This window comes from Parablautia sp. Marseille-Q6255, assembly GCF_951230155.1.
In the GTDB taxonomy this organism is placed as follows: domain Bacteria; phylum Bacillota; class Clostridia; order Lachnospirales; family Lachnospiraceae; genus Choladousia.
On the sequence record NZ_CATNVD010000025.1, the window covers coordinates 1 to 24,283 of the forward strand.

21 protein-coding genes and 1 pseudogene are annotated in these 24,283 nt (G+C 40.3%); 7 read left to right on the forward strand and 15 right to left on the reverse strand.

The features are described from left to right. The first annotated feature begins 363 nt into the window (after window positions 1-363). Window positions 364-489: a hypothetical protein gene (locus tag QOX44_RS16855; protein ID WP_283684890.1), complete on the forward strand. Its 126-nt coding sequence runs from the start codon at window positions 364-366 to the stop codon at window positions 487-489. Window positions 490-770: 281 nt separating this feature from the next. Here the strand turns inward: QOX44_RS16855 and QOX44_RS16865 are convergent. From QOX44_RS16865 to QOX44_RS16885, 5 genes and pseudogenes are all read right to left on the reverse strand, one after another. After that, window positions 771-997 (reverse strand): annotated as a pseudogene (locus tag QOX44_RS16865) (TfoX/Sxy family protein); the annotation flags it as partial. Between the two features lie 66 nt (window positions 998-1,063). Beyond that, window positions 1,064-3,277, reverse strand: coding sequence for an ABC transporter permease (locus QOX44_RS16870; RefSeq protein WP_283684891.1), 2,214 nt, complete (start codon window positions 3,275-3,277; stop codon window positions 1,064-1,066). 5 nt (window positions 3,278-3,282) lie between these two features. After that, complete coding sequence (locus QOX44_RS16875; protein ID WP_283684892.1) at window positions 3,283-3,963, reverse strand: ABC transporter ATP-binding protein; 681 nt, start codon at window positions 3,961-3,963, stop codon at window positions 3,283-3,285. Between the two features lie 123 nt (window positions 3,964-4,086). Continuing rightward, complete coding sequence (locus QOX44_RS16880; RefSeq protein WP_283684893.1) at window positions 4,087-5,271, reverse strand: sensor histidine kinase; 1,185 nt, start codon at window positions 5,269-5,271, stop codon at window positions 4,087-4,089. Then, on the reverse strand, window positions 5,268-5,939 hold the full coding sequence (locus tag QOX44_RS16885; RefSeq protein ID WP_283684894.1) for a response regulator transcription factor: 672 nt from the start codon (window positions 5,937-5,939) through the stop codon (window positions 5,268-5,270). Before QOX44_RS16885 ends, QOX44_RS16880 begins: the two co-directional genes overlap by 4 nt. 398 nt (window positions 5,940-6,337) lie before the next feature. Between QOX44_RS16885 and QOX44_RS16890 the strand changes: the two genes are divergently transcribed. After that, window positions 6,338-6,631: a helix-turn-helix domain-containing protein gene (locus QOX44_RS16890; RefSeq protein ID WP_283684895.1), complete on the forward strand. Its 294-nt coding sequence runs from the start codon at window positions 6,338-6,340 to the stop codon at window positions 6,629-6,631. A gap of 599 nt (window positions 6,632-7,230) precedes the next feature. Here QOX44_RS16890 and QOX44_RS16895 read toward each other — a convergent pair. The 3 genes from QOX44_RS16895 to QOX44_RS16905 are packed head-to-tail and all read right to left on the reverse strand — an operon-like array spanning window position 7,231 to window position 13,549. Next, window positions 7,231-8,277: a virulence RhuM family protein gene (locus QOX44_RS16895; protein WP_283684896.1), complete on the reverse strand. Its 1,047-nt coding sequence runs from the start codon at window positions 8,275-8,277 to the stop codon at window positions 7,231-7,233. A 31-nt stretch (window positions 8,278-8,308) separates the two neighbouring features. Then, entirely contained in the window at window positions 8,309-10,375 is a 2,067-nt protein-coding gene (locus QOX44_RS16900) for a DUF262 and DUF1524 domain-containing protein (RefSeq protein ID WP_283684897.1), read from the reverse strand. Between the two features lie 12 nt (window positions 10,376-10,387). Continuing rightward, complete coding sequence (locus tag QOX44_RS16905; protein ID WP_283684898.1) at window positions 10,388-13,549, reverse strand: type I restriction endonuclease subunit R; 3,162 nt, start codon at window positions 13,547-13,549, stop codon at window positions 10,388-10,390. A gap of 62 nt (window positions 13,550-13,611) precedes the next feature. Between QOX44_RS16905 and QOX44_RS16910 the strand changes: the two genes are divergently transcribed. Continuing rightward, window positions 13,612-14,262: a restriction endonuclease subunit S gene (locus tag QOX44_RS16910; RefSeq protein WP_283684899.1), complete on the forward strand. Its 651-nt coding sequence runs from the start codon at window positions 13,612-13,614 to the stop codon at window positions 14,260-14,262. On the opposite strand, the gene QOX44_RS16915 is transcribed toward QOX44_RS16910, so the two are convergent. The 7 genes from QOX44_RS16915 to QOX44_RS16945 form a co-directional block, all read right to left on the reverse strand. Further along, complete coding sequence (locus QOX44_RS16915) at window positions 14,259-14,798, reverse strand: restriction endonuclease subunit S (RefSeq protein WP_283684900.1); 540 nt, start codon at window positions 14,796-14,798, stop codon at window positions 14,259-14,261. The genes QOX44_RS16910 and QOX44_RS16915 overlap by 4 nt on opposite strands. Before the next feature lie 208 nt (window positions 14,799-15,006). Continuing rightward, a complete protein-coding gene (locus tag QOX44_RS16920) occupies window positions 15,007-15,915 on the reverse strand; it encodes a PIN domain-containing protein (protein WP_283684901.1) in 909 nt (302 codons plus the stop codon). Beyond that, complete coding sequence (locus QOX44_RS16925) at window positions 15,899-17,407, reverse strand: class I SAM-dependent DNA methyltransferase (RefSeq protein WP_283684902.1); 1,509 nt, start codon at window positions 17,405-17,407, stop codon at window positions 15,899-15,901. Before QOX44_RS16925 ends, QOX44_RS16920 begins: the two co-directional genes overlap by 17 nt. A gap of 41 nt (window positions 17,408-17,448) precedes the next feature. Then, the gene (locus QOX44_RS16930; RefSeq protein ID WP_055298791.1) at window positions 17,449-17,676 is read right to left on the reverse strand and encodes a helix-turn-helix domain-containing protein; all 228 of its coding nucleotides are present in this window, start codon (window positions 17,674-17,676) and stop codon (window positions 17,449-17,451) included. A 40-nt stretch (window positions 17,677-17,716) separates the two neighbouring features. Continuing rightward, window positions 17,717-19,549, reverse strand: coding sequence for an AAA family ATPase (locus QOX44_RS16935; RefSeq protein ID WP_283684903.1), 1,833 nt, complete (start codon window positions 19,547-19,549; stop codon window positions 17,717-17,719). Window positions 19,550-19,553: 4 nt separating this feature from the next. After that, on the reverse strand, window positions 19,554-20,000 hold the full coding sequence (locus QOX44_RS16940) for an ABC-three component system middle component 2 (protein WP_283684904.1): 447 nt from the start codon (window positions 19,998-20,000) through the stop codon (window positions 19,554-19,556). After that, complete coding sequence (locus tag QOX44_RS16945) at window positions 19,993-21,003, reverse strand: ABC-three component system protein (RefSeq protein ID WP_283684905.1); 1,011 nt, start codon at window positions 21,001-21,003, stop codon at window positions 19,993-19,995. The genes QOX44_RS16940 and QOX44_RS16945 overlap by 8 nt, the downstream gene beginning before the upstream one ends. 441 nt (window positions 21,004-21,444) lie before the next feature. Here QOX44_RS16945 and QOX44_RS16950 point away from each other — a divergent pair, with 441 nt between their 5' ends. From QOX44_RS16950 to QOX44_RS16965, 4 genes are all read left to right on the forward strand, one after another. Beyond that, window positions 21,445-21,963, forward strand: coding sequence for a helix-turn-helix transcriptional regulator (locus tag QOX44_RS16950; protein WP_283684906.1), 519 nt, complete (start codon window positions 21,445-21,447; stop codon window positions 21,961-21,963). Between the two features lie 290 nt (window positions 21,964-22,253). Next, window positions 22,254-22,574, forward strand: a complete 321-nt coding sequence (locus QOX44_RS16955) for a DNA ligase (RefSeq protein WP_283684907.1) — start codon at window positions 22,254-22,256, stop codon at window positions 22,572-22,574. Between the two features lies 1 nt (window position 22,575). Beyond that, a complete protein-coding gene (locus tag QOX44_RS16960; protein WP_283684908.1) occupies window positions 22,576-23,715 on the forward strand; it encodes a DUF2800 domain-containing protein in 1,140 nt (379 codons plus the stop codon). Further along, entirely contained in the window at window positions 23,708-24,280 is a 573-nt protein-coding gene (locus tag QOX44_RS16965; RefSeq protein WP_283684909.1) for a DUF2815 family protein, read from the forward strand. The genes QOX44_RS16960 and QOX44_RS16965 overlap by 8 nt, the downstream gene beginning before the upstream one ends. Window positions 24,281-24,283 lie beyond the last annotated feature (3 nt).

The window sequence follows — 24,283 nt, forward strand, 5'->3', positions numbered from 1 at the left end:
ATTGAACTCATCATACAGACTCCTTATGTTTTTTCTCAGCAATTAAACAATAAGATAAATCTGTATGATTGGGAAGAGGTTTCGATCTCTTCCCTTTATTTTTGCCAATGATAATTATACTCTAAGTTTTCCAGATTAATGAAATATGAGTTATTTTTTGGTGCGAATCTCCTGGAAAATTTATGTTTACTTCCCATTCGCACCTAGTATTTTCATTATACCTGTCTGTTTTTAGTAAGTCATTATAGCATCAGTGGACAAGGGGCAACACGCCTCACGCCATGTAATTTCGCCTATTTTCTACGTTATCCTCAGTCGGCGTACGTCCATCCATCGTCTGCCTTGAAAATAGGCGGAATTCCGATGGCTGAGGTCGGAGAATCAGAAATAGTTCGATTTGTGTGCCCCTGCAAGGCACTTGAACGACGCGTACTGGATGTACGCGGAGCGAAAGTAACGACGCAGGAGCGCAAATTCGGACATTTCTGACCGTGTTGTTCCCTGTTCACTGACGCTATCATCTCTTGTGGGGGAATTAGGCTTTTTGGTAATAAAATCAGGTAACCTTATGTCAGAAATCCAATTAAAAGTACCTTTGTTGCCGTAATTCACATCGCATACATCTTCCTGCCATCAGAATCCTTCACGTGTTGAAACAACATACTCAAAGAAACTTTCCCATTTTGCAATCTGTCTTATAGCTCATCTTAAGCGTGTATGCCACTGCACATAGCACACTAATCGCTTGCTGATATGCGCTACCTCCCTGATTATTTCTTCTTACACGTAGTCACAGGCAATTCATCATACATTTCTTCAAATAATTTTGTCAGATATTTTTTGAGTCAACATTGTCCACGCAAAGCATTTCTTTTGCTCCTTCATAAAGCTGTTCGGATGATGCCTCTGGCATATAAGAAAGAGCTGTTTTTGTTGGCTTTACTAATAATCTGTCATCATATATTCCACCGACAATCTTACCACGGCAATATATCAGATCGGTTCAGCCAACTAATAGCTGACTGAACTGTCTGACAAAACCTGGCAACGCAGTTACCTATTTTTACATCATAGTATCGTCTCTGAGTACCTCTGCCAGACTAATTTTACGCACATTTCGCCATGCAAGATAATACGCCAGAGCTACAGAGCCTAAAATAGCCAACATAAATATAATGATTGGAATGAATGGGGCTTCAGCCATGAAAACTCCCACTTCTACATAACTCGTCCGCAACAAATATCCTACTGCAATAAGCACAATCGGAAGACTAATTATAATCGGTTTCCCGGCTATCACCAATGCCTCTGTACAAAACATTTTTTTGAGTTCTTTCGGTGTCAGACCGACTGACATATACCTTGCAAATTCTCTTTTCCTTTGACGTACAAATCCCAATGTATTGGAGAACACATTGCCGATTCCAATAATTGCCAACAGGGTGCAGAAAGCACCGATTATAGTCATCATTCCCTGTATCTGACTTTCATTCGTTTCATACTCCTGAATCCGGTTTTCCTGTTCTATCTCATATTTTTCGCCGGTAAACCCTGCGATCTCATTTTGCAGTGTATTCAATTCTTCTAAAGTTGCATCTTCTCCTGCTTTGACACAGATATAACTCTCCTCTTCCGTTCCCCCTATCTGTCCTTTTATCTCTTTCCATACAGAAACCGGAATAAAATGCACCAGTTCATAATAGTCAAGTTTTGCATATTCCTCCCTCAAAATAGGAGCCTCTTCTGTATAGGACAGAACAGGTATCTCTGCTGTCATTTCTTCTTTTCCTGACTGTCTTAAAACACTTGTTGCATTTTCTTCTTTTATATAGGGCATAAACTCCGGGTGCCGGAAATCCGAATTTGTCACATCGCGGATTTGATTTAGAATTACCGCCCCATCAAGCCGTGGCGTGATACCAATCTGCTCACAATAGGCCAAAAAGCTGTTATCATCCAGTATGACGATTGGGGCATTAATCAGCCATCCGCCATCCACTTGTGTTACATAGTTACCGGAAGCAAGGGAAAATCCGCCAAAGGACTTCATATCTTCACTCATTTCTTCCTCAGTAATGATTCTTTTTGCTTCTGCCTTCTGATACACAATAGCACTTTCTACCCCATCAAGTCTTTGGACAGCCTCTCTTTCTTCAAAATTATCCACGTCAACGTCTTTAACTGTAACCATTACATCCCATACATCCTGATATCTTTCAAAATAGGTTTCTCTTGTACTGATTCCAGAAAGAGAAAAGAAACACTCCATGACCGCAAATGCCATAAACGATAGTATGAGTGATAACGATGCTGTCCGTAAGGCTTTTTTCTGCGCTTTTAGCGCGTTGCCTGCCAACTCTCCCTCCACTCCGAAAAGCAGAGTAAGTAAACGGGAGTTTTTTCTTCTCTTTAATTGTAGTTCACCGGTATTTCTGATTGCTTCAAGCGGTGTCAGTTTGCTCAGTTTTCTGGCTGGCAGCCATGCAGAAATCCATATGGTAACAACCGTTACCAATAATGTCAGCGCCAGGACCAGCGGATGATAGCCAAAAACTGCTCTATGTCTTCCTGCGATATCGCTTCCCAACAGAACATTTACCATTTGCAAAAGCCCCATACTTCCTGCGATACCTAACAGGTTTCCAGCAATAACCGGCACAGCGCAGAGAGCAGCTGCCTCCTGCAAAAGACATGAGCGAATTTGCTTTGGTGTAGCTCCAATACTTGAAAAAATACCAAACTGATGAATTCTGGCGTTCATTGATACCGCAAATGAATTATGGATAATGATTATCAGCGAGAACGATGCCAATAGTGTAACCAATATAAACATCGGAAACAGAAGTCTTGGCGCTGTATCTCCTCCGCCACGGATCAAATACATTGCCAGAAGCTCATAGTTATAAACTATTTTTTTCGTCGAGTTCCCAGTCAATTCCGCAATACGGGGAGTATCCGAAAATACAGATTTCATATCATCAAAATAAATATCTATTGTGGGTTCTGCTTCCTCATAGCCTTTTTCATTTACCACTACATCTTTTACATTGGCATAGTTTTTTATGGATTCCACATCTTCCTGAGTAAATTCTCCAATAAGCCGACTCTGCCAGCCGCCTTCCTCCAATTCAATCCTTTCAACCTCGTATTTCCATGCATTATAAAACAGTCCGCACAACAAAGACAAAAGCAGGGCTGAGATAAATGCCGCAATCATCACTGAAAGTCCAGAGGAGCGGTTGTTTTTAATATAGCCTGATGAATAATCTTTCCACATATCTGTTACCTCCGCCGCTCATCGCTGATGATACGCCCATCCTCAACAGTAATGATACGCCCTGCTTCCAGGGCAACCTTTTCATCATGGGTAATTAATAAAATGGTCTGCTCCAGATTGCGATTAGAGAGTTTCAACATATCAATAACCTCTTTGGAATTTTTCTGATCCAGATTTCCGGTCGGCTCATCTGCCAAAAGCAGAGCCGGACGGTAAATCAGCGAACGTGCGATTGCAACTCTTTGCTGCTGGCCGCCAGATAACTGGTTCGGCAATGCGTCCAATCTATCGGTAATACCAAGAGAGCCGACAACCTTTTCAAAATATTCCTGATTTTCTTTTTTCTTATCAAGAGCCAGAGGCATAAGGATATTTTTCCGCACTGTGAGGGTAGGGATCAGATTATAAAACTGATATACCAGTCCAACCTTCCTGCGCCGGAAAATTGCCGCCTGTGTCTGGTTTAATTTAGATAGATCAGTTCCATCTATGATAACCTTTCCGCTTGTTGGCTTATCTACACTGCCAAGAATATGTAACAATGTAGATTTTCCCGATCCTGACGCGCCTAATATTGCCACAAATTCACCTTTACTTACGGACAGGTCAATTCCATCAAGTGCCACCACCTGGTTACCGCCAGAGCCATATACTTTTCTGACTCCTTCACATTTCAAAATTTCCATTTTTGCTGGTCTCCTTTCATCTGTTTATCTGTTTTTCAAGGCATTTAGATATATCCCTTGTGGTATTTCTTTTGCGTATGATATACCTTTACAATAAACAGTATAGCAAACGAAAATTACAACTCAGTGACTGTAAAAACGGATTTCAAAAAAAGCGCCGCCATCGGGCACATTTTTCGCTCGTATCGTCCCGTTCTGACGTTCAATAATTTCCTTTGATAGAGCCAGTCCAATACCAATGCCGCCCTCATTCGCATTCTGTCCACGGTAAAACCGTTCAAAAAGATGAGGAATATCCTCTTCGACGAATCCTTCCCCATTATCCCAAATTAATATTTCTGTGTATAATGGATTCTGTGCATAAGAACAATGAATTGTTCCACCAGGGCTATGCTCTATACAGTTTTTCATCAGGTTCATGATTGCCTCCATTGTCCAATCCAGATTTGCAATGACCAGCATTTCCCCCAACTCTGGTATATCAACAGTAGTACCAGAACCTTCAGATAATTCCTGTAAGTTATCCGCCGCAAGAACAAGAAGGGTAAAGACATCCACTTCATCTTTATGTAAAAATAATGTTCCGGCATCAATTCTGGATAAGACCAATAAGGCTTCCTCTAAATAAGTCAGCCGTAAAAGCTGTTTCTCTACCTGTTTCAGATATTTACTGTCAGAATCTTGCTCCATTCTCTGGACTGACAGAGAGATAGCAGTAATCGGCGTTTTGATCTGATGTGCGATATTGGATAAATTTTCCGCATAATGGTTTTTTGCCTGTACTGCCAGATCCTTAGTTTGATAAAGTGAGGTTACCGTCTTATATATTTCATCTTCCAGTTTAGAGAACTCATCCTCCCCGGAAGCAGAAAGAACAACCGCCTTTCCAATATTCACCTGTTCCAAATACTCCGCTAAAGCCCGAATCCGCATAATTTCTATCTTATTCCGACACAGAAAAGTAAAAACAAAAAGCAAAATTCCTACCATGAAACCTGTTGTCACAAATATAATATTTTGCTCATCAGTTAAGCCTGAAAAATCAGATGTACGGTAGCCCAATGCAGACAATATATCATCTTCCCTTACACCGTCTGAATTCCCGCCTGTATATTCCTTTAATGCAGCAGATATTATTTTTTCTGCTTCTGGCTCTTGCTCCACTACTTCACCACAAACTGCATTTAACAGGTCAAACTGAAGCTGACTGTAATGATAAGAAACAAGCAGAACAGAAACAGCGACGGCAATCAAACTGACGGATAATACAAATCCAAAAGTCACTAACATATTTTTCTTGCCGTTCATATGGTGTCCTCCATGCGATATCCCACGCTTCTGACAGTTTTCAGACATTTCGGTTGATACAGTTTATCCCGCAGCCGCTTGATGGTAACTGTTAAGGTGTTATTACTCACATAGTTTCCATTCAAATCCCATACCTGCTCCAAAATCTTTTCTCTGGTCACCGTCTTTCCTTTGTTTTCCATCAGGCACAAAAGCAATTGAAATTCTGCTGCGCTTAAAGTTATTTCCTCTGAATGGCAGAAAACTACATGGCGATTTTTGTCAATGACGATTCCGTCACAGGAAAGATATTGTTTTGCCACATTACCTGTTCTTCGCAGCAATGCCAAAATCCGTGAATGCAATACCTCTAATTCAAAAGGCTTTACCACATAATCATCTGCACCATTTCTGAAACCCGCAACAATATCCGCGCTGTCTCCACGAACGGTAAGAAAAATTATAGGAAGTTCTTTCCAGTTGCTGCGAATCCACTGGCACAAACCGTCTCCATGACCGTCGGGCATATTCCAGTCCAATAACACAAGAGTTGGAACACGCTCGTTTAATATCTGCTTCGCCTGTGCGAGTGTCATGCAGATTGTTACCTTAAAATTCTTTTGTTCCAGATATTCCTTTACAGCCGATGCAATATTAGGATCATCTTCAATATAATACAAATCTACCATAGCTCATTTACACCTTTCTCTTTTATATTTGTCGGACTAACTAATGAGATTCAATCAGATATACTTCACCCACAGCAAATCGGTTTGCTCTCTTATGAATTTTCCCTTACAAGCAAACTTCTTTTATTTTACATTATACCAAACACAAGTGACAGTTTAATGACTGGTTTTTGAAATCATTCCAGTAAATCTGATAACGTCCTCCATTTCATTATGTTTTAACTCGTTCTACCTCTCAAAATGAAAAACAGGACACGATAGTTCTCTTATATAAACCACCGCGTCCTGTATTTATTCTAACTTGCAAAGCCCCTGGCTCCATCTAAGAAATATGTTCCATTTGTCTGTAGTTTCCTGGGCCGCATAACTGACCGCATTTCTTCTACTGTTATATTTCTTTGCAGAAACGCATAAAGCAGTTGATGGAGGAACGTGGCTGGACAGATTACCGTCTGGCAAAAGAAGCAAACCTCTCTCACTCCACAGTTACAAATATGTTCAACAAGAACAATGCACCTACGTTTCCAACTTTAGAGGCAGTATGCAGGGCATTTGGTATTACACTGGCACAGTTTTTCACTGAAGATGGAGAATCTCCAATAACTGAAGAACAGCAAAAACTATTTTCGACATGGAGTACACTCACGGATGATCAGAAGCGGCTCTTGCTTGATTTAATGAATACGATGTGAAAAGCATGTTGATTCTGCTGAAGGAACAACGTGCTTTTTTCGTTTTAACAATCTCGTCAACTCCCCGCCGTTTTCACAGTAGACCAGTTCCCACTTACCCGTAAAATGAAAAAATCCGGGAACCCGAACCCGTCCTCTGACAAGCCCCGGCTCCCGGAAATCCCTTGTTTTCTACACTTTTTCGCTATTCTATTCTTTGACTTTTGACATCAGTACCACAGTCTCCACATGGCACGATACGTCCTGATTGATGTCAGTTTTCGGGAACCGATCCAGACTAATGTAGACTGTAGCAAAATATCTCCGTTTGTTTGCGGAAACATATCAACAAATTCTGTAGCAAAAAAGTATTAATACAATTCGCATCCATATCACAGTCTGAACCTCGCCTGTCCACGGAAAAAGTTCAACTTTTTTATTCGTTTCTACTATTATAGTGATTCCAACATAAAAGTCAAATTTAATGAAAAACTGCCATCGCCTCAACCTTGTCCTTTCTTCCTACAAAGAACAGGTCAACGGCTATTTTTCGCCCCGACTGATGCCCCAACTCCCATGCACTCGACCTTGGCAAGCTAAAAATCTTAATGGCGATACTACTACTTCTTCGCATTCTCTTCCAGTTCCAGCATGTACTTATCAAAGTCAGACATAAATAATCTGTCCTGAATCACGCGGTATTTTTCAAATTCGGTCTCCGCTTTTGCCTTTGCAATCTCCGCTGTGATTTTGCCTGCATCCTGAAGAATCTCTCTGTCATCTGCCATCAGGAATAAATCCAAACGCTTTGACCAGTCTTCCATTGTCATTGGAATATGACGTTCTGCACGGTCTTCTGCCAAATCCAAATATGCAGATACAATACGCTCTAATGAACGCATTTCCTTCTCTGAAAGATAATTCTTCGCAATGCTGACATCGCTTTTTACAATCTTTCCTTCAGGAGCTGCTGCCCATGTAGTTAATCCCATATGTGGCTTATCAGCATCGGCCCGCTCGTAAATCAACTCCGCCGCTGTGTGTCCATGAACCGCATAATGCATCTTGTTTTGAACCTTTGCAAAGAACTGCTTTGTTGTTTTTGCTGTTCGGTCATAATCAAGAGCTGTTGCATAGATGTCTGTTATCTTCTGATAGAATCTACGCTCAGAGAGACGGATTTCACGAATTTGCTCAAGCAAACGGTCAAAGTATTCTACTGTAAGCACAGAGCCACCATTTTTCAGGCGTTCATCATCCATGACCCAACCTTTGATGGTATAATCCTTCACGATGCCATTGGCCCACTTGCGAAACTGTACTGCTCGCTCATTATTAACCTTGAATCCAACCGCAATAATCATTTGAAGATTATAATGCTTTGTATCACGAGTCACCTGACGTGAACCTTCGGTTTGAACTATCCGGAAATTCCGGATAGTTGCCTCTTCCTCAAGTTCTGAGTCGGAATAAATCTTCTTAATATGCTCATTGATTGTACGAACATCTACATCATACAATGTGGCCATCATCTTCTGTGTCAGCCATATATTCTCATCCTCATAGCGCATCTCAATACTGTCCTGCTGATCACCCACAGAGGCAACATAGGTCAGGTATTCCGCTGCACTGGAACGGATGGTTACTTCGTCTTTTTTCTTTTTCAAATAGGAGGCCTCCTTTTACGTCGCAAAATCATTATTCTGCCTGTGCATCAAAGGATTGTTTCACAATTTCCATGATTTGATCCAATTCATCCTGATGCTCCATGAACAATTCTACATCGCCATTTCCCCAACGTCCTAAACCGGTAATATCTTTACAAATACCGTTAGGATCATTAATCTCTGAAAACTTCATATTAATCGAGATACGCAATCTTTGTTTCTGAAAAACAATATCAACAAAATTAGTATCCAGTTTATAGGCAACATACAACTTTTTATATTCCTTCTTAACCGCAGGGGATAAGTTCATAATACGCTTATCTAAAGACTCGAACAGTATTCTTGTAAAAGCATTCACATCATACGTTTCCAATGAATACTTCTGCACTGCTTTTTCTTCTACTTGATATGGCGCAAGTTCTGCGGCTGTTAAAGTTGGATATGGCCAAATAGATTCTGCTTTCTTTGCTAATTCGTTTGCTCGCTCTTGGATATGTTTTTCATTCCACTTATTTTGCAAAACCACATATTTATTAAGCCTAAGTGCACTTTCTTTGAATCCACCCGGCATATCCATCTTTTCCAAGAAAGGCCTGTCACTCATTTCAGAATTATATGCAGTCAAAGTAAGATTGCCAATTGTATGTAAATACTTTTTCTGAACCTCTTGCCACTCAGTACCAAGATCAGCTTGCCACTCTAAAGAAAGATTTTTGTTCTGCGGCATAATATGCTCAATGGTGTAATTCTCTATTATAATTGGAGCTTTGTTTTCAAAGTTTTCCAAACGACTAAGAATATAATTTCTAGCACGCATATTATAAACATCACGGCTTACAAATGCACCTTCAAACTTATCGTTATCTGGGAATTCTTTATATGTATCCTGCACCACGAAAAATGCCTTAACAGAATTCAGATAATCATCTGGTCTAATATAATTCTTCAATGTTGCAAAGGTTTTGTTCATTGAGTTGGTCGGGATCTCACAAATTGCACGTCTCAGAACATAGCTAATACAAAGCCTCAGAATTTCCTTTAGTTCATCTGATGTAATTAGTCCTTCTACGCAATCATGATGAATTTTCAGTAAGAATGGGTAAGATACTTCCATTCTTAAATCGATAATGTCTTCATATAACTTCTTTAAATTCGTATCAGTATTTCGCTTGAATACAATGTTTGTATAATATTTTGCATATTCAAGCAAATCTTGACATAATTCTCTGATAGTTCCAAATTCACAATTCAAATGATACAATTTGAATTCTTCATATACGCGTCCTTGCTTTGGAATGCGAGAAAGTTTCATGGTCAAGTAATGGCGGAAGAAAGCATCCATTACTGTTCCTTGCGTTTCATAAATAAACAGCTGTTCCATAGGCCGCCAAAGATGTTCATATACATAAGTTTGTTCTGATGGCTCTAGCCCCATCAAAACAGAGTTACGAATCAAATCAGATTCAGAAAGTTCCTTACCGGTAGAATTCAAACTTTCAAAAATTGCCTGTGCATCGTCAACAGCACGATCTAATGTGATATTAACAATTTGTAATTTTCCAATTGACTCATATACCTCTGCAGGCTGAATTTCTTTATCAGCTAGCTTGTTAGCAAAAAAATTGTAATTATCAATCAGTCTTGATCTAGTGCCTTCTGCAATTGGTTTTTCCTCAACGAGGCTTATAAGAATATCTCTATCTGTTTCAGTCAGCAGTAACTTATATCGTTCATCACCACTTTCATACTCGTTTTTTAGAAGCATATTATCTATACGACGAGCATTGATTGTTGTGTCACTTGGATTCTTTATTGCATAATCGCGCAAAGCCAGAAGAAGCAGCGTTAAGGTAGTCATTCGCTGTTGGCCGTCAATAATCATATATTTCTGAACACCTGTTGGCATTGCCTGTTCAGCAATATTAACAATAGAACCTACAAAATGGCCCACTTTACCTTTTCTCTGCATCTCTACAATATCGTTCCAAAGTCGTTTACACTGATCTATATCCCAGCTGTAGAATCTCTGATAAACCGGAATCAAGAATTGCTTATTTCCGTTCAATATCTCATAAATATTGCCTTTACGTGCATCCATATCGCACCTCCATTACCTCTTTTCTCCATAAGAAACCGTATCCTCTGCCACTTTGCTTAGTTCTATTTCAGATACATATTTATAGAGTTTTTCCTCTTTTCGTGGTTCCACATTATCCGTCCAAAGCTCACACTGACTAATTACTGTGCTTATTGCAAAATCATAGTCTTCCGGCGGATACTTATATTTCTTAAGGAGTCGCTTAACCATCTTACGCATCTGTGCTCTAGCAGTTTCTTTCTTCTGCCAATCGATAGTGCGATTCTTACGAAGCATTTCTGTAAGTTCTCTTGTCAGAGCAATCAATTCATCATTCTTATAAAAATCCTTGATATGCTCAGGTTTTGTAAGAGCATCATAAAATGCAAGTTCTTCTTGTGAAAGTCCCAGTTTCTGACCATTCTTATAGAGATTTGCAATCTCTTCTGCAGTTTTCAGAAGTTCTTTAATAACCTCTTCATTGGTGATTAGTCCGTTATAATAAGAGTTCATCAGTTGTGCTATTTTCTCCGAAAATTTTTGTGATTGTACCACATTTGTTCTCTTATAGAGAGCCACTTGCTCAGCCATAAGTTTTTTCAAAATCTCGACAGCTATATTTTTTTCCTTCATTCTAGAGATTTCGTCCAGGACTGCTGGATCAAACAGGCTGAAATTTTCACCGCCACTCTTGCTGCTGTCAAATAAGCTGATGACACCTTCGCTCTGTACTGCCGCTTTCAAAAGTTCATTGATTTGATCATTGATCTCAGTAAGCGACAAACTTTTTCCACCTGTTCCACCATACGTGATCTTAATAACCGTAGAACGCAAAGCCTCCATATAAGCCGCTTCATGCCGTTCCTGCTCTGTTGTCATACTGGAACAGAGCGAGTGTGATTGTTTCAAAAGCATGGCTTCCTTCAAGAACAAATCTTTTCTTTCTGGTATACTTGCATCGAGAATAAAGTTTACGCCACCCGTAATAAGCTTAGCCATTGTAAGTGGAGAGCCACCTACAAATCCGCTAAAATCAAAGCCATGCAATAAATCTTTGCAAACTTGTAGCTTTTCCTGAAACTTCGGATATGCCATCTTTGCAATGTTCATATCACCGTATTTAGACTGATCACGTTTCGTATATTCATTCATTGCAGCCTTTAAGGCCGAGGCAATTCCAACATAGTCTACGATCAATCCGCCCTCTTTATCCTTGAATACACGGTTAACACGGGCAATAGCCTGCATCAAGTTATAACCATGCATCGGCTTATACACATACATGGTAGCCAAAGAAGGTACATCAAAACCGGTGAGCCACATATCAACTACAATGGCAATCTTCATCGGGTCATTGTTGTCTTTAAACTTCCTTGCGAGCTCTTCTTTGTGCGATTTAGTTCCGATGATCTCTTTCCAATCTTCCGGATCGTTGTTGCCGCCAGTCATAACTACACCGACTTTATTCGTCCATTCAGGTCTAATTTTCAAGATTCGGCGATAGATTTTCATTGCAATCGGACGAGAATACGCCACAATCATGGCTTTACCCGTCAGAAGATTTGCTCTATATTTTTCGTAATGTTCAACAATATCATCACAAAGAGATTCTATTGTTGAATCAGCTCCCAGTACACTTTCCATCTGACCAAGCATTTTTTTACTCTTCTCGATTGTTTGTGCATCGGACTGCTGCTCTAAGACATCATAAGTAGAATCAATTAACGCCAATGTGTTCTCATCCAACTTCAAATGAACAACTCGGCTTTCATAATAAACCGGACAAGTAGCACCATCTTCCACGGCCTGTGTCATATCATAAACATCGATATAATCACCAAAAACTTCACGAGTGTTTCTGTCTTTGGCTGAAATCGGTGTACCAGTAAATCCGATAAAGGTAGCATTCGGCAACGCGTCATGGATAATACGAGCATTACCAATTACAGTATGCGCTTCCTTTTCACCGTTTTCATTCTCTGACATAACGATTTTTTCATCAAAACCATACTGCCCACGATGTGCTTCATCTGCCATAACAACAATGTTTCTGCGTTCTGACAAAGCCTTCTCTCCACGTTCAAACTTGAACATTGTTGTAAATATAATTCCATTTGCACTTCTGCCATCAAGAAGTGACTTCAAATGTTCTTTGCTCTCTGCCTGTACCGGTGTCTGACGCAAGAAATCTGCGCATTGTGAGAACTGTGCATAAAGCTGATCATCCAGATCAATACGGTCTGTCATAACTACGATAGTTGGGCTATCTAATGCATCTTGCAACAAATGTGCATAGAATACCATCGACAATGACTTACCAGAGCCCTGTGTATGCCAGAACACGCCGCCTTTACCATCGGTCTTAGTGGCTACCTTCGCCTTTTCAATTGCCTTGCGTACTGCAAAATACTGATGATATCCAGCTAATACTTTGAATCGACTATTGCTGACGCCTGAGAAAAGAATAAAATTTTTCAAAATATCAAGTAGACGTTCCTTTTGGAACATACCCTCATAGAAGGTTTCAAAGGAAGCATACGCAGTATCTTCGTAATTACCGTCTTTGGTTTTCCATTCCATAAAACGATCTAATCCGGAGGTAATAGTTCCGGCCTTATTCGTAGACAAGTCGCTAATTACACAGATTGCATTGTAATAAAAGATAGATGGAATATCCTGCATATAATTGCGAATCTGATGATAGGCATTCTCAGCTCCTACCTCGTCCTTAGCCGGGCTCTTCAATTCCATCAAAACAAGAGGCAATCCATTAATAAATAAAATAATATCTGGACGACGGTTATTTCCGTTTTCTAAAAACGTAAACTGATTTACCACATAGAAAGAGTTGTTCTTTACGTTGGCGTAATCAATCAAACGTACAATAGATGATTGCTCCTCGCCCTTTACAAAGAACTTAACCGTGATACCATTTTGCAGATAATCCATGAAAATGATGTTCTTCTGCAACAGACTTCCAGTATCAAAATTCTTCAATTTGGCTAGTGCCTCATCTATAGCTTCTACAGGCAGACCACGGTTGATACGCACCAAGCTATCTCTCAGAATAGAGTCCAGAAGCGGACTGGTATAATCTCTATCAAAATCCGGAGCGTAGAGGTGGTCATAGCCCATGTTTTCAAACAATTCAATGATTGCTTGTTCGTATGTATCTTCTGTAAATAAACTCGGCATATTCAACCTCCTGTATTTTTCGTTATGTTTCTATGGTAAACAAGAATTTAGAGCAGCAAGCAATGGCAATTTTTAATAATGCAATAGAACAGTCAAAGTCTGTTACTTATGTTGAGTTAGGATCATTGGCTGATGTTAAAGGTGGAAAAAGGCTTCCTAAAGGAGCAAATTTGATGAGTATACCTAATTCACACCCTTATATTCGTGTTCGAGACCTCAATGATGTCGTATTTGCCAGTCTTTCAGCAAATTACGAGTATGTTGATGATGAAACACAAAAGACGATTTCACGTTACATTACGACAACAGGTGACGTATTGATATCTATCGTTGGAACAATTGGATTAACAGCAATTGTAGATAAATCATTGAACATGGCAAATTTAACGGAAAATTGTGTTAAGGTCACGAACCTACATGGCATCTCCCCAGAATACCTTCTCTTATATCTTCGTTCTCAACACGGATCTGAAGAAATTAAAAAAGGTACTGTTGGAGCTGTTCAAGCAAAATTACCAATTAAAAATATTCAGGCGCTCAGTGTTCCGTTGTTACCACAATCTGACTTGCAGCCATTAAATGATACATTAAAAGTACTTTTTAATCAGCTGTCCATAAATGTTGCAGAATCCAAGTGTTTAACAGATATTAGAGATTCATTATTACCAAAGCTGATGTCCGGCGAATTGAATGTCTCCAACCTTGACCTCTAAGCCACTAAATTCTTGTTTATCCTATCATTGAGTGCAATTTTATCATCAAACGCCTTCAGGAATGAGCCGATTTTTTCTTGTTCAATCAATGGTGGAACATCAATTTCAAGATTCTTTACCACATCCGTCTGCACACGCTGTCGTCCAGATGAGCCGACCATAGATTTTATCGCTGGTTCTCTTACTTCCGGGCTGCAAACGAGATAGTACAAGTAGTCTTTATCAGCGATTCCTTCTTTTGCTCGGAATACGATATATTCCGTTGAGCCAAAGCCAACTTCTCCATCATTTAAGATTGAAACCTGAGCTGTTTTTCCGTTTTCTAAACACGGCGTAATTCGTGCCATAATTGTATCTCCATTACGGAACTTCGTACCACCAGAAAAACATTCTTCAACATAATATGGAATATCGCGATAAAATGGGCGGAGCACATCCATAGGGATTTTCTTAGCTATAGCACCTTTTTTTATTGTTTCTCTCGGATTGAAATCTGCAATATCAGAGAGCTTCTTTTTTGTCCATTCAGATTTCATACTCAATCGCCTCCAGTTTTTCACGAATTACAAATTCGTTTATTCTTTCTTGTCCTGTATTCATAAGCTAACTCTCACTTTCAGTTTCATCTTCATCCGTTCTATAAGCATCTTCAACCGAATAAGTAGCATCATCCAGCATCTTAACATCTATGCCTACGTTGATTGTGTCCTGTGTTTTTCCTCCATCTTTCAATTCGTATATAAACTACAAAGCTGCTTCAATATAATATTCAATTCCATTCTCGTCCGAATTCAAGGATTCAATATTATCAATGCTAATCAAATGAGCTGTAGTTGAAGTAATCAACCGTCCTTTTTCAACAAGACCAAAGTCTCGCTCTATTATCTGCACAGAAAAATCTCCAGAATTTAACCAATCAACAATTTCCTTATTTTCATCATAATCTTCAATTGGTTGATACGAATATTTGTCAATTTCCTTTGCCCACGCTTCTAACTGCACCTTAACTTCATTTTCATTTTTGCATATGAACAGTGATGAATCTGATACATTTTCTGCAAACTCCTTTAGCAGAAATTCTCCAAAAGCATTATCTTTGGAATAGTATATGATTTTTGAGTTGCGGTGTTTTAATGCAAATTCCAAAACACTTTCCCATAACAATGCATCCTTAAATCCTTTATCAGACTTTTTATCTTTTCCTTCAAAAGGAGGTAATTTACTAAATGCACGATTCACTATACTTTCAAATCTATCATTAGAAGCAATTGGAATTTCTATAACGCTATTTCCTCTTCCTGAAATCTCCTTCTTATATTCCTCAATCTTAATTTTTATATATTCTGGATAATTTATTGTAGGATTCTCCTGTATAGAATACTCAGGAAACTGTTTCTTTGATATTGTACTTTTATATGTAACAAGCAATTCATCATGCTTTTCTATAATCTGCTTCTCCATTTCACTCCAGACAACTGATGGGATAGCTATGGTTACATATTCATATATATCAAGTTGTTCAATCATACCAACTACATGTTCAAATGTTGCATTGAAGCTAAAGGTTGTGAAATCTGCCTTCTTTTCATATGCTTGAAACAACGCATTCGTATCAAAAATCAAACAATACGTTATTTCACTGCTTGAGCTCATATCCGATCGCCCCCAGCTTCTTCCTGATTTCGTCCTCCAGTTCATGCGACTTTGCAAACATTTCCGCAAGTTCAGATGTTAACCGATCCATCTTTTCTTCAAAGGGCTCATCGTCATCTTCCTGCTCTTCAATACCCACATAGCGTCCAGGTGTAAGTATATAATCTTGTTTCTCAATTTCAGCTGTATCCGTAACAGCACAAAATCCCTTAATATTTTCAAGTGTTCCGTCAACAAAAGCTTCGTAGGTTTCTGAAATCTTATTGATGTCTTCATCCGTCAGCTCACGAAGCTTTCGGCTCACCATTGTTCCCATCTTTCGAGCATCAATAAATAAAGTCTTTCCCGGTTGTTTTTTCTGCTTATTGATAAACCAAAGTGAAACTGGAATCTGCGTTGTATAAAAAAGCTGAGTAGGCATTGCAACAATACACTCAATTAAATCAGCATTGATAATATTCTTACGAATATCACCCTCTCCGCCTGATTGAGAAGAAAGGGAACCATTTGCTAATACCATACCAATACGGCCTGCTGGTGCAAGATGAAAAATCATATGCTGAAGCCATGCAAAGTTGGCATTTCCTGCTGGTGGTGTTCCGTATTTCCATCGCTGATCTTCTTTTAGTTTATCCAATCCCCAATCGGAAAGGTTAAAAGGGGGATTAGCCATAATATAATCTGCTCTCAACGTTGGATGACGATCATCAAGGAATGTATCTGCCGCATAGGTTCCAAGATCAGGCTCAATTCCACGAATTGCAAGATTCATCTGCGCCATCTTCCATGTAGTAGGATTTGAGTCCTGACCATAGATAGAAATATTGCTGATATTACCACTGTGATTCTCAACAAACTTAGCAGACTGAACAAACATACCTCCTGAACCACAACAAGGGTCATATACTCGTCCCTTGAAAGGCTTCAAAACTTCCACCAAAGTGCGTACTACGCATGAAGGTGTAAAGAATTCACCGCCACGTTTTCCCTCTTGTTCAGCAAACATAGAAAGACAATATTCATAGGTACGGCCCAAGATATCTTTTTCACTACCGTGTTCAATCATCTGGATGTTGGTGAACAGGTCCACAACATCACCAAGTCTACGCTTGTCCAGCTCCGGACGTGCAAAGTTCTTAGGCAAAATATCCTTCAAACGCTTATTTTCTTTTTCGATGGCACGCATGGCATCATCGATCACCGTTCCGATTTCCGGAGTATGTGCTTTTGCTGCAATCTCACTCCAACGTGCACCTGCTGGTACAAAGAAGATACCCTCAGAAGTATATTCGTCGATATCCTCCTCGAATCCATCGCCTTCTTCAACAAGTTCCTGATACTTATCATCAAATCTATCTGAGATATACTTCAAAAAAATCAATCCCAGAACAACGTTCTTATATTCTGATGCATCCATATTACCACGAAGCACGCAGGCCGCATCCCATATTTGTTTTTCAAATCCAATATCGGCTGTATTTTTATCTGCCATTTTAGTTTTCCTCCTCTGATGATCCATCTTCGACCGAAAAATTAAGTTTCTTTTTCTCCCGGTTTTTCATCAGGTATTACCTGCATAATATCTGCAAAATCACAATCAAGTCCTTTACATATTCTCAGCAAAACATCTGTTGTAATATTGTCGCCTTTCGTGAGTTTTGCAACCGATGCCGAACTAATACTGCATCGTTCCATCAAATCTTTTTTCTTCAAATTTTTATCTATTAAAAGTTTCCATAATCTGTTGTAACTGATACGCATTTTCTACCTCCGTCGTTACAGCTATAAATCAAAAACAGTATCAATATACATCATGAAGGAATCCATATCGTCCTTCATTAAGTTTCTTTGTAAATGTGATGACATTGGCTCCGAGAGCCTCAAAATCAATATTACTCGGAACGTGATCTGTATTTTCCACAATAATCAACTGTCCCGTCAAATGATGAACAAAATACTTAAACAGACCATCCTTCATGCTATCGGGTAATTCAGTATCATTTTCATCAAATCCATGCAATGGAGTATCTATAATCAAGAAATCTGCATTGTACTTTGCGTGATCATGAAAATAGTTTCTAAAGGCAAGAGCTACAACTGTATTCAAGTAAGAGTGATATCCCTTACCGTGAGAAGCCTTTGTCTCACCATTTACTTCTATATCAAAACTGCTTAAATTAAATCGAGCACCAGTCAAATTCAAGTACTGACATTCTCTTAATATCGAATCCATATCCTCGCTTACAGTCGTCTGGAATTCAGTATCAAAATATTCTTTTGGATGATATTCGATTGCCTTCTCTTCTTCATTTTCTGCAATGTCATATCTAGTCAAATCCTGTTCCCAGCCTTTTGCATATTGAACAATAAGATCGACCTCATTTGATAACTGAATATAACTTCTGTATGTCTCTATAGTCTTTTCTATTTCTGATGCCTGTGGCTTCAGTTCTTGTTGTATGAGCTTCTCAATGTCAGCTCTCTGTTCCTTGAGTTCTCTCAATTTTTCTTCGGCAGCAGCTTTTTCCACCTGAACATCTTTTTCTGATGCTGCCAACCCATCCATTTGAGAAACTATTCGAGACAATTCACCACGAGATGCCTCAATGTATGATTTCTTTGCACGAGGAGTAATCTTTCCATCGCAGAACGGACAAGTTGAAACCTTCGGTGCTGTGCTCATATTTTGCTCGCCATCAACAATGAAAGTCAAGCGTTGAATATCTGCTCTATATTGACTACGCAGATGTCCATATCTTGAAAGAAGCACTTCGCATTCTGTTACTTTTGCTTCTTGTTCCATAATATCCGCAAGCAGTTTCTGGCTGGTTTCAATTGCAGCAGAAATAGATGATTCGGTTTTCTGTAAAGATTCCACCATCTCACGTAGTTGTTCTTCTACATTAGCATCGTCCAAATTTTCTATTTGAACTGCCAGTTCTTTCTGACGCTGATTTGCTTCCCGAATTTTCTGATTCACATAGTCATGAACTGCTTCCTTACGAGCCTTCTTTATCTCTTTTTGGGTCTGAGCATCATGTTCACTAAAATCTCTACCAGTAAGCAGGAATAATAGAGACGAAAGAAATAATGTTTTTTCGTAGGTCGCAACTGGCTCAAACAGTGGATCTGTTTTATCAATTCTCTCTTCCTTAATGTAATACAAGCGAAGAAGATTTTCCCAAGTCATACGTTTCTTCTCAAAGCGCATATTACCAGGCACTTCAGGTTCACCATCGATGCCTAACAGTTTCATCATCACTAAATTAAGGACCGGCTTCGGCTTTTTTACATTCTTGCCTGGCTTTTTAACGACATATATCCCGTTCTCAATTTCTTCAGAATCCGCAACCACCTCTACTTGTCCAGAGCCAACTTTACGTGAAAGAATCACGTCACCATATTGTTCTGTGCCAATAACAACGGACGCTGAATCATATCCTGATGATTCTTTGAATGGGTTTTTTAGTTTATCGTAATTTCCACCGAACACGAACTCCATACACTTCAGGACGCAGGACTTTCCTGTATCCGAACGTCCCTGTATTATATTCAAACCGGAAGTAAACTCGACAATGGCATCTTCTTTCGAATCACTTCTGGCGATTATTCTTTTTATATAAAAACCAGCCATATCGTTACCTCCTCAAAAATTCTGTCGATGTATTACTTATTGTTTTCATAATTTTCTGCTCGCTTTGTCCTTTGAAATGTTCCACCGTCTTTAGAGCCAACATCTTATAATTATTTGCATATTCTGATTTCATTTTTCCTGCCACAGTTTTGCCAACTACAGAAATAGAATATTGAAATCCATTCTGTCTACGTTTTACAGATACCAGACCATCAAGCACCAACGATTTCATCGTGCTTTGCATCATTCCTCTTCGTGCAGCAAATTCACTAAGACCGAACTCATTCTCTCCATGCAGTGCCATATCGCTGATACCAAAGTACTTACTGTAAATTGTAATGAAATCATAATTCGCTATTCTATCCAGCGTCATCTGTTCATCTTCCGAAACAGACAAAAGCAATAGTATTCTAAGGCTAGATTCAAATGTGGTGTTAAATATTTTATTCATCAATATCCACCCACGAATTTATAGTTCCGTCATTCACCAGAATATGGCAAATACCTTTCTTGTGTACATTCTTCATAAGGCTTTTTATCCTATCAATCGAAGAAGTGTCTAATGTCGTATTGGTGATTTTATCAAGGACCGCTTGCAATCGCTGGTACCCATTATCGTAATCCTGAAGATATGTACTTTCTATACCATCGTAGGCATCCTTTTTTAGCGCTTCAAATTTTTCTTCTCCGCCATCAAATACATCCCTTACGGAATGATGCAGCCATTCTGCCTCATAATAAGATGTCCTTTGTGAAGTGAAATCTCTACGGTATCTCCCCGGCAACGTTCCAATAACATCTGGAGTGACGGCTTGGGCAAGCGCATCTGCATACGCTGCACAAAGAGCATTAACATACGGCATTTCTTCCGGTTTAATATCTTTTTCAGGAGCAAGTGCTGTCGGTAGCTCTAAAACCTCATCTCCAACATGTAGCTTTCCGTCTTTTACATAAACTGTGCTTACTTCAACCGTTACATATCTATTTCCATAGGAATCAATATGAACCGGAAGCGTCGTATCAATGTATCCTTTATTAGATGCCATAGCATCAATAAAGCGATAGAAAAGCTCTGCACACACTTCATCGATATTATCAGCTTCAAGGTTTCCTTGTATTCCAAATTCCTTTAGCTTGCCGATCAATTCTTCTCTAGCTTCATAGTCCGCTGTTTGGAAAGCATCAACAAACTTACTTTTGCTAAATCGGCTCTGAATAGTGCGTGCGTCATCCTGCTTTATTTTTCTATTCTGAGCACCAGAATATATCTTAGATAGAGTTGAAACATCTTTACTCGATAGTGGATTAAAGTCATCGTTTTCATCTAACTTTTCTTCATCATCCGTCATCGGGTCACGAATAACGAGATTCGTCAGATACAGCACATACTCCTGCTGTGTCACACTACAACCGATATATCGATGCATCAATTGTACGAAATCACTAAATCTCATCGTTTACCTCCAACTTCAGATTTTTCTTTGGACAGTTCACTGTCCAACACTGTCCACTGGTGTCCGGCCGGTGGATTTTTATTTTGTTATGCTGTAATTGTAATCGCAAGAGAGCTAGATACACTCCTACCGATATTACACTTTTTAATTATAGCAGAAGCATATAAGAAAAACAATAACTTTGCGATGACAAAATTATGAACAGCGATACGAAAAAGAATTTTTCTTATTTGCTTGCTATAACCACATCACTTCAGCAGTTTGCGCAGACAGCTTTCCAGTGCTGAAGTGACCACACAACAGAATATATCGCTCCCAGCAACTGGAAAGGCTGGTGGCACACATGAGATGGAGATTTCTCCTGACCGTGGTACCACTATACCCTTTTGCCGGTAGCATCAAGGAACCTCCATCTCGGATTGACAAGATGGAGGTTTTTATATGTCAAACAATGCAAATCAGAGTAAACAGTATCGTATCTACATCAAGGAATCCAAGAGCTGGGTGGATGTAAACAAGGAATTCTATACGAACTACTATCGTGACATCAACGCCTATCGCAAACGTCAGCAAGAGCATGGCCGCTGTGTCTGCCCTGCAAGCAAACGCTACTTATGTGACATGGATTGTTTAACCTGTCCTTATGCTAAGGCTGGCGATCAGCTTTCTCTCGACAACACCATTAGTGACGGTGACGGAAACGAAAAGAGTTGGCTTGATGATATGCCAGATGAGTCTGCAGCTATCGCTGAAGTATTAGAGGATGCAGAACTTCTTCACGCTCTCTATGCAAAGCTGAATGAGCTGGACCCGGAAGGTCGTCTTATCTGTCAGCTTATTATGGAAGGAAAATCGGAACGTGACTGCGGCAAGGAAATGGGCCTCTCTCGTAATACATTCGTGTATCGCAGGGACAAGCTGTTCCAGAAGCTCCGCTCCGAGCTTAAGGACTACATCTAATATGAATGGTCGTCCTCTGATTTTTCAGGGGACGATTTTTCTTTTCAAAAAAAATTTCTTATATTTTTCGGCCAAACGACCATCTCACCTCCATTGAGTAGTGTAAGGCGAAACAAAGCGACCTACAGAAAGCGAGGTGAACATCGTGAGTAAGACTTTTCACAACAAAAGCGGCACTGACGCAGAAATGATTGCAACTCTCACTGCAATCAGTCAAGTATCCGCAAGAATGGCGAAGAATCTCAGAATCATCGCCGCACACAGACAATCCGAGGAAGGAGGAACAGTAAATGTCAAAAATGAACGATATGGCTATGACCATCGAAGAACTGAGAAATGCTGCCACTGCTATTAACGATGCAGCAAACTGGCTCGCACAGCAGTTTTCATCTGATGATAAGCAGCAAGCTAAAAATATTGCTGCTAGACCAGAAAAGAAAACAAAACCTGCACTGACTCTTGAGGATGTTCGAGCTGTTCTGGCTGATAAATCTCGTGCCGGACACACAGCTGAAATTCGAGAACTTCTTAAAAAGTACGGTGCAAGCAAGTTGTCACTCGTAGACCCGAAACATTATGAAGCCCTGCTTAGGGAAGCGGAGGTGCTCTAATATGCCACCTAAAGGACATGCAATTCTCTCCGCATCCTCGTCTGACCGCTGGCTCCACTGCCCACCGTCAGCAAGGCTCTGCGAAACCTATGAAGATAAAGGTAGTGACTATGCAGCTGAAGGCACCGACGCACACGCTCTTTGTGAGTACAAGCTCCGTAAAGCTCTCGGCATGAAAGCTACTGATCCAATCAAAAGTCTCGACTGGTACAACGCTGAAATGGAAGATTGTGCCACTGGGTACGCCAGCTTTGTTATGGAGCTTTTAGAAGATGCCAGGCAGACCTGCTCCGATCCAGTTGTTCTGATTGAACAGCGAGTGGACTTCTCCCGCTGGGTGGAGCAAGGCTTTGGAACCTCGGATGCCATTCTCATCAGCGATGGAACTATGCACGTAATTGACTACAAACATGGTCTTGGAATCCTCGTATCCGCTGAAGACAATCCGCAGATGAAGTGCTACGCTCTTGGCGCACTGGAACTCTTCGATGATATTTACGACATCGATACGGTCAGCATGACCATCTATCAGCCAAGACGCCAGAACATTTCTACCTACGAAGTCAGCAAGGATGACCTGTATCAATGGGCCGATGAAGTTCTGAAGCCTACCGCAGACCTCGCCTTTGCCGGTGATGGTAATTTCCTGTGTGGTGAATGGTGCGGATTCTGCAAGGCAAAGCATGAATGCAGGGCCAGAGCAGAAGCCAATCTTCTACTCGCACAGCACGATTTCAAGTTGCCGCCACTGTTGGAGGATTCGGAAATTGAAGTCATCCTCTCCCGTGTCGATGAACTGGTCTCTTGGGCCAATGATATCAAGGAGTATGCACTCCAACAGGCAATCAGCGGTAAAGAATGGACTGGCTGGAAGCTGGTCGAGGGTCGCTCCAACCGTAGATATACCAACGAAGGCGCCGTATCGAAGGCTGTCGAAGCTGCTGGCTTTGACCCTTACGAAAAGAAGCTGCTTGGTATCACAGCCATGCAGAAGCTGCTCGGTAAGTCTCGCTTCGAAGAGCTTCTTGCAGCCTATATCGAAAAGCCACAAGGCAAACCTACTCTTGTGCCGGAAAGTGATAAACGCCCGGCAATTAACACAGCAAAAAATGATTTTATGGAGGAATATGACAATGAGTAAAAATGTAAAAATGAAAAATCCCATGAAGGTTATCACTGGTCCTAACACACGCTGGAGCTACGCCAACGTCTGGGAACCGAAGTCCATCAACGGTGGCACTCCGAAGTATAGTGTCAGCCTGATTATCCCGAAGTCCGACACAAAGACTGTCGCAAAGATTGAAGCTGCTATCGAGGCTGCATACCGTGAAGGGGAAGCAAAGCTCAAGGGCAACGGCAAGTCTGTACCAGCTCTTTCCGTACTTAAGACTCCTCTTCGTGACGGAGATCTTGAAAGGCCGGACGACCCTGCTTACGCTGGCAGCTACTTTGTGAATGCCAATGCAACCTCTGCTCCGGGCATCGTAGATGCAGACCGCAATCCTATCCTCACTCGCTCTGAGGTTTACTCTGGAGTCTACGGTCGTGCCAGTATCAGCTTCTACGCTTTCAACAGCTCTGGTAATAAGGGCATCGCCTGCGGCCTTAACAATCTGCAGAAGATTCGTGATGGCGAGCCTCTTGGTGGTAAGGCTTCTGCTGAATCTGACTTTGCAACTGATGACGATGATGATTTCCTTGACTAACGG

Bases quoted from the DNA above. Each gene is read 5' to 3' on its own strand.
- QOX44_RS16855 (WP_283684890.1), top strand. From the start codon at position 364: ATGGCTGAGGTCGGAGAATCAGAAATAGTTCGATTTGTGTGCCCCTGC.
- QOX44_RS16870 (WP_283684891.1), bottom strand. From the start codon at position 3,277: ATGTGGAAAGATTATTCATCAGGCTATATTAAAAACAACCGCTCCTCT.
- QOX44_RS16875 (WP_283684892.1), bottom strand. From the start codon at position 3,963: ATGGAAATTTTGAAATGTGAAGGAGTCAGAAAAGTATATGGCTCTGGC.
- QOX44_RS16880 (WP_283684893.1), bottom strand. From the start codon at position 5,271: ATGAACGGCAAGAAAAATATGTTAGTGACTTTTGGATTTGTATTATCC.
- QOX44_RS16885 (WP_283684894.1), bottom strand. From the start codon at position 5,939: ATGGTAGATTTGTATTATATTGAAGATGATCCTAATATTGCATCGGCT.
- QOX44_RS16900 (WP_283684897.1), bottom strand. From the start codon at position 10,375: ATGGATGCACGTAAAGGCAATATTTATGAGATATTGAACGGAAATAAG.
- QOX44_RS16905 (WP_283684898.1), bottom strand. From the start codon at position 13,549: ATGCCGAGTTTATTTACAGAAGATACATACGAACAAGCAATCATTGAA.
- QOX44_RS16910 (WP_283684899.1), top strand. From the start codon at position 13,612: ATGGCAATTTTTAATAATGCAATAGAACAGTCAAAGTCTGTTACTTAT.
- QOX44_RS16915 (WP_283684900.1), bottom strand. From the start codon at position 14,798: ATGAAATCTGAATGGACAAAAAAGAAGCTCTCTGATATTGCAGATTTC.
- QOX44_RS16920 (WP_283684901.1), bottom strand. From the start codon at position 15,915: ATGAGCTCAAGCAGTGAAATAACGTATTGTTTGATTTTTGATACGAAT.
- QOX44_RS16925 (WP_283684902.1), bottom strand. From the start codon at position 17,407: ATGGCAGATAAAAATACAGCCGATATTGGATTTGAAAAACAAATATGG.
- QOX44_RS16930 (WP_055298791.1), bottom strand. From the start codon at position 17,676: ATGCGTATCAGTTACAACAGATTATGGAAACTTTTAATAGATAAAAAT.
- QOX44_RS16935 (WP_283684903.1), bottom strand. From the start codon at position 19,549: ATGGCTGGTTTTTATATAAAAAGAATAATCGCCAGAAGTGATTCGAAA.
- QOX44_RS16940 (WP_283684904.1), bottom strand. From the start codon at position 20,000: ATGAATAAAATATTTAACACCACATTTGAATCTAGCCTTAGAATACTA.
- QOX44_RS16945 (WP_283684905.1), bottom strand. From the start codon at position 21,003: ATGAGATTTAGTGATTTCGTACAATTGATGCATCGATATATCGGTTGT.
- QOX44_RS16950 (WP_283684906.1), top strand. From the start codon at position 21,445: ATGTCAAACAATGCAAATCAGAGTAAACAGTATCGTATCTACATCAAG.
- QOX44_RS16955 (WP_283684907.1), top strand. From the start codon at position 22,254: ATGTCAAAAATGAACGATATGGCTATGACCATCGAAGAACTGAGAAAT.
- QOX44_RS16960 (WP_283684908.1), top strand. From the start codon at position 22,576: ATGCCACCTAAAGGACATGCAATTCTCTCCGCATCCTCGTCTGACCGC.
- QOX44_RS16965 (WP_283684909.1), top strand. From the start codon at position 23,708: ATGAGTAAAAATGTAAAAATGAAAAATCCCATGAAGGTTATCACTGGT.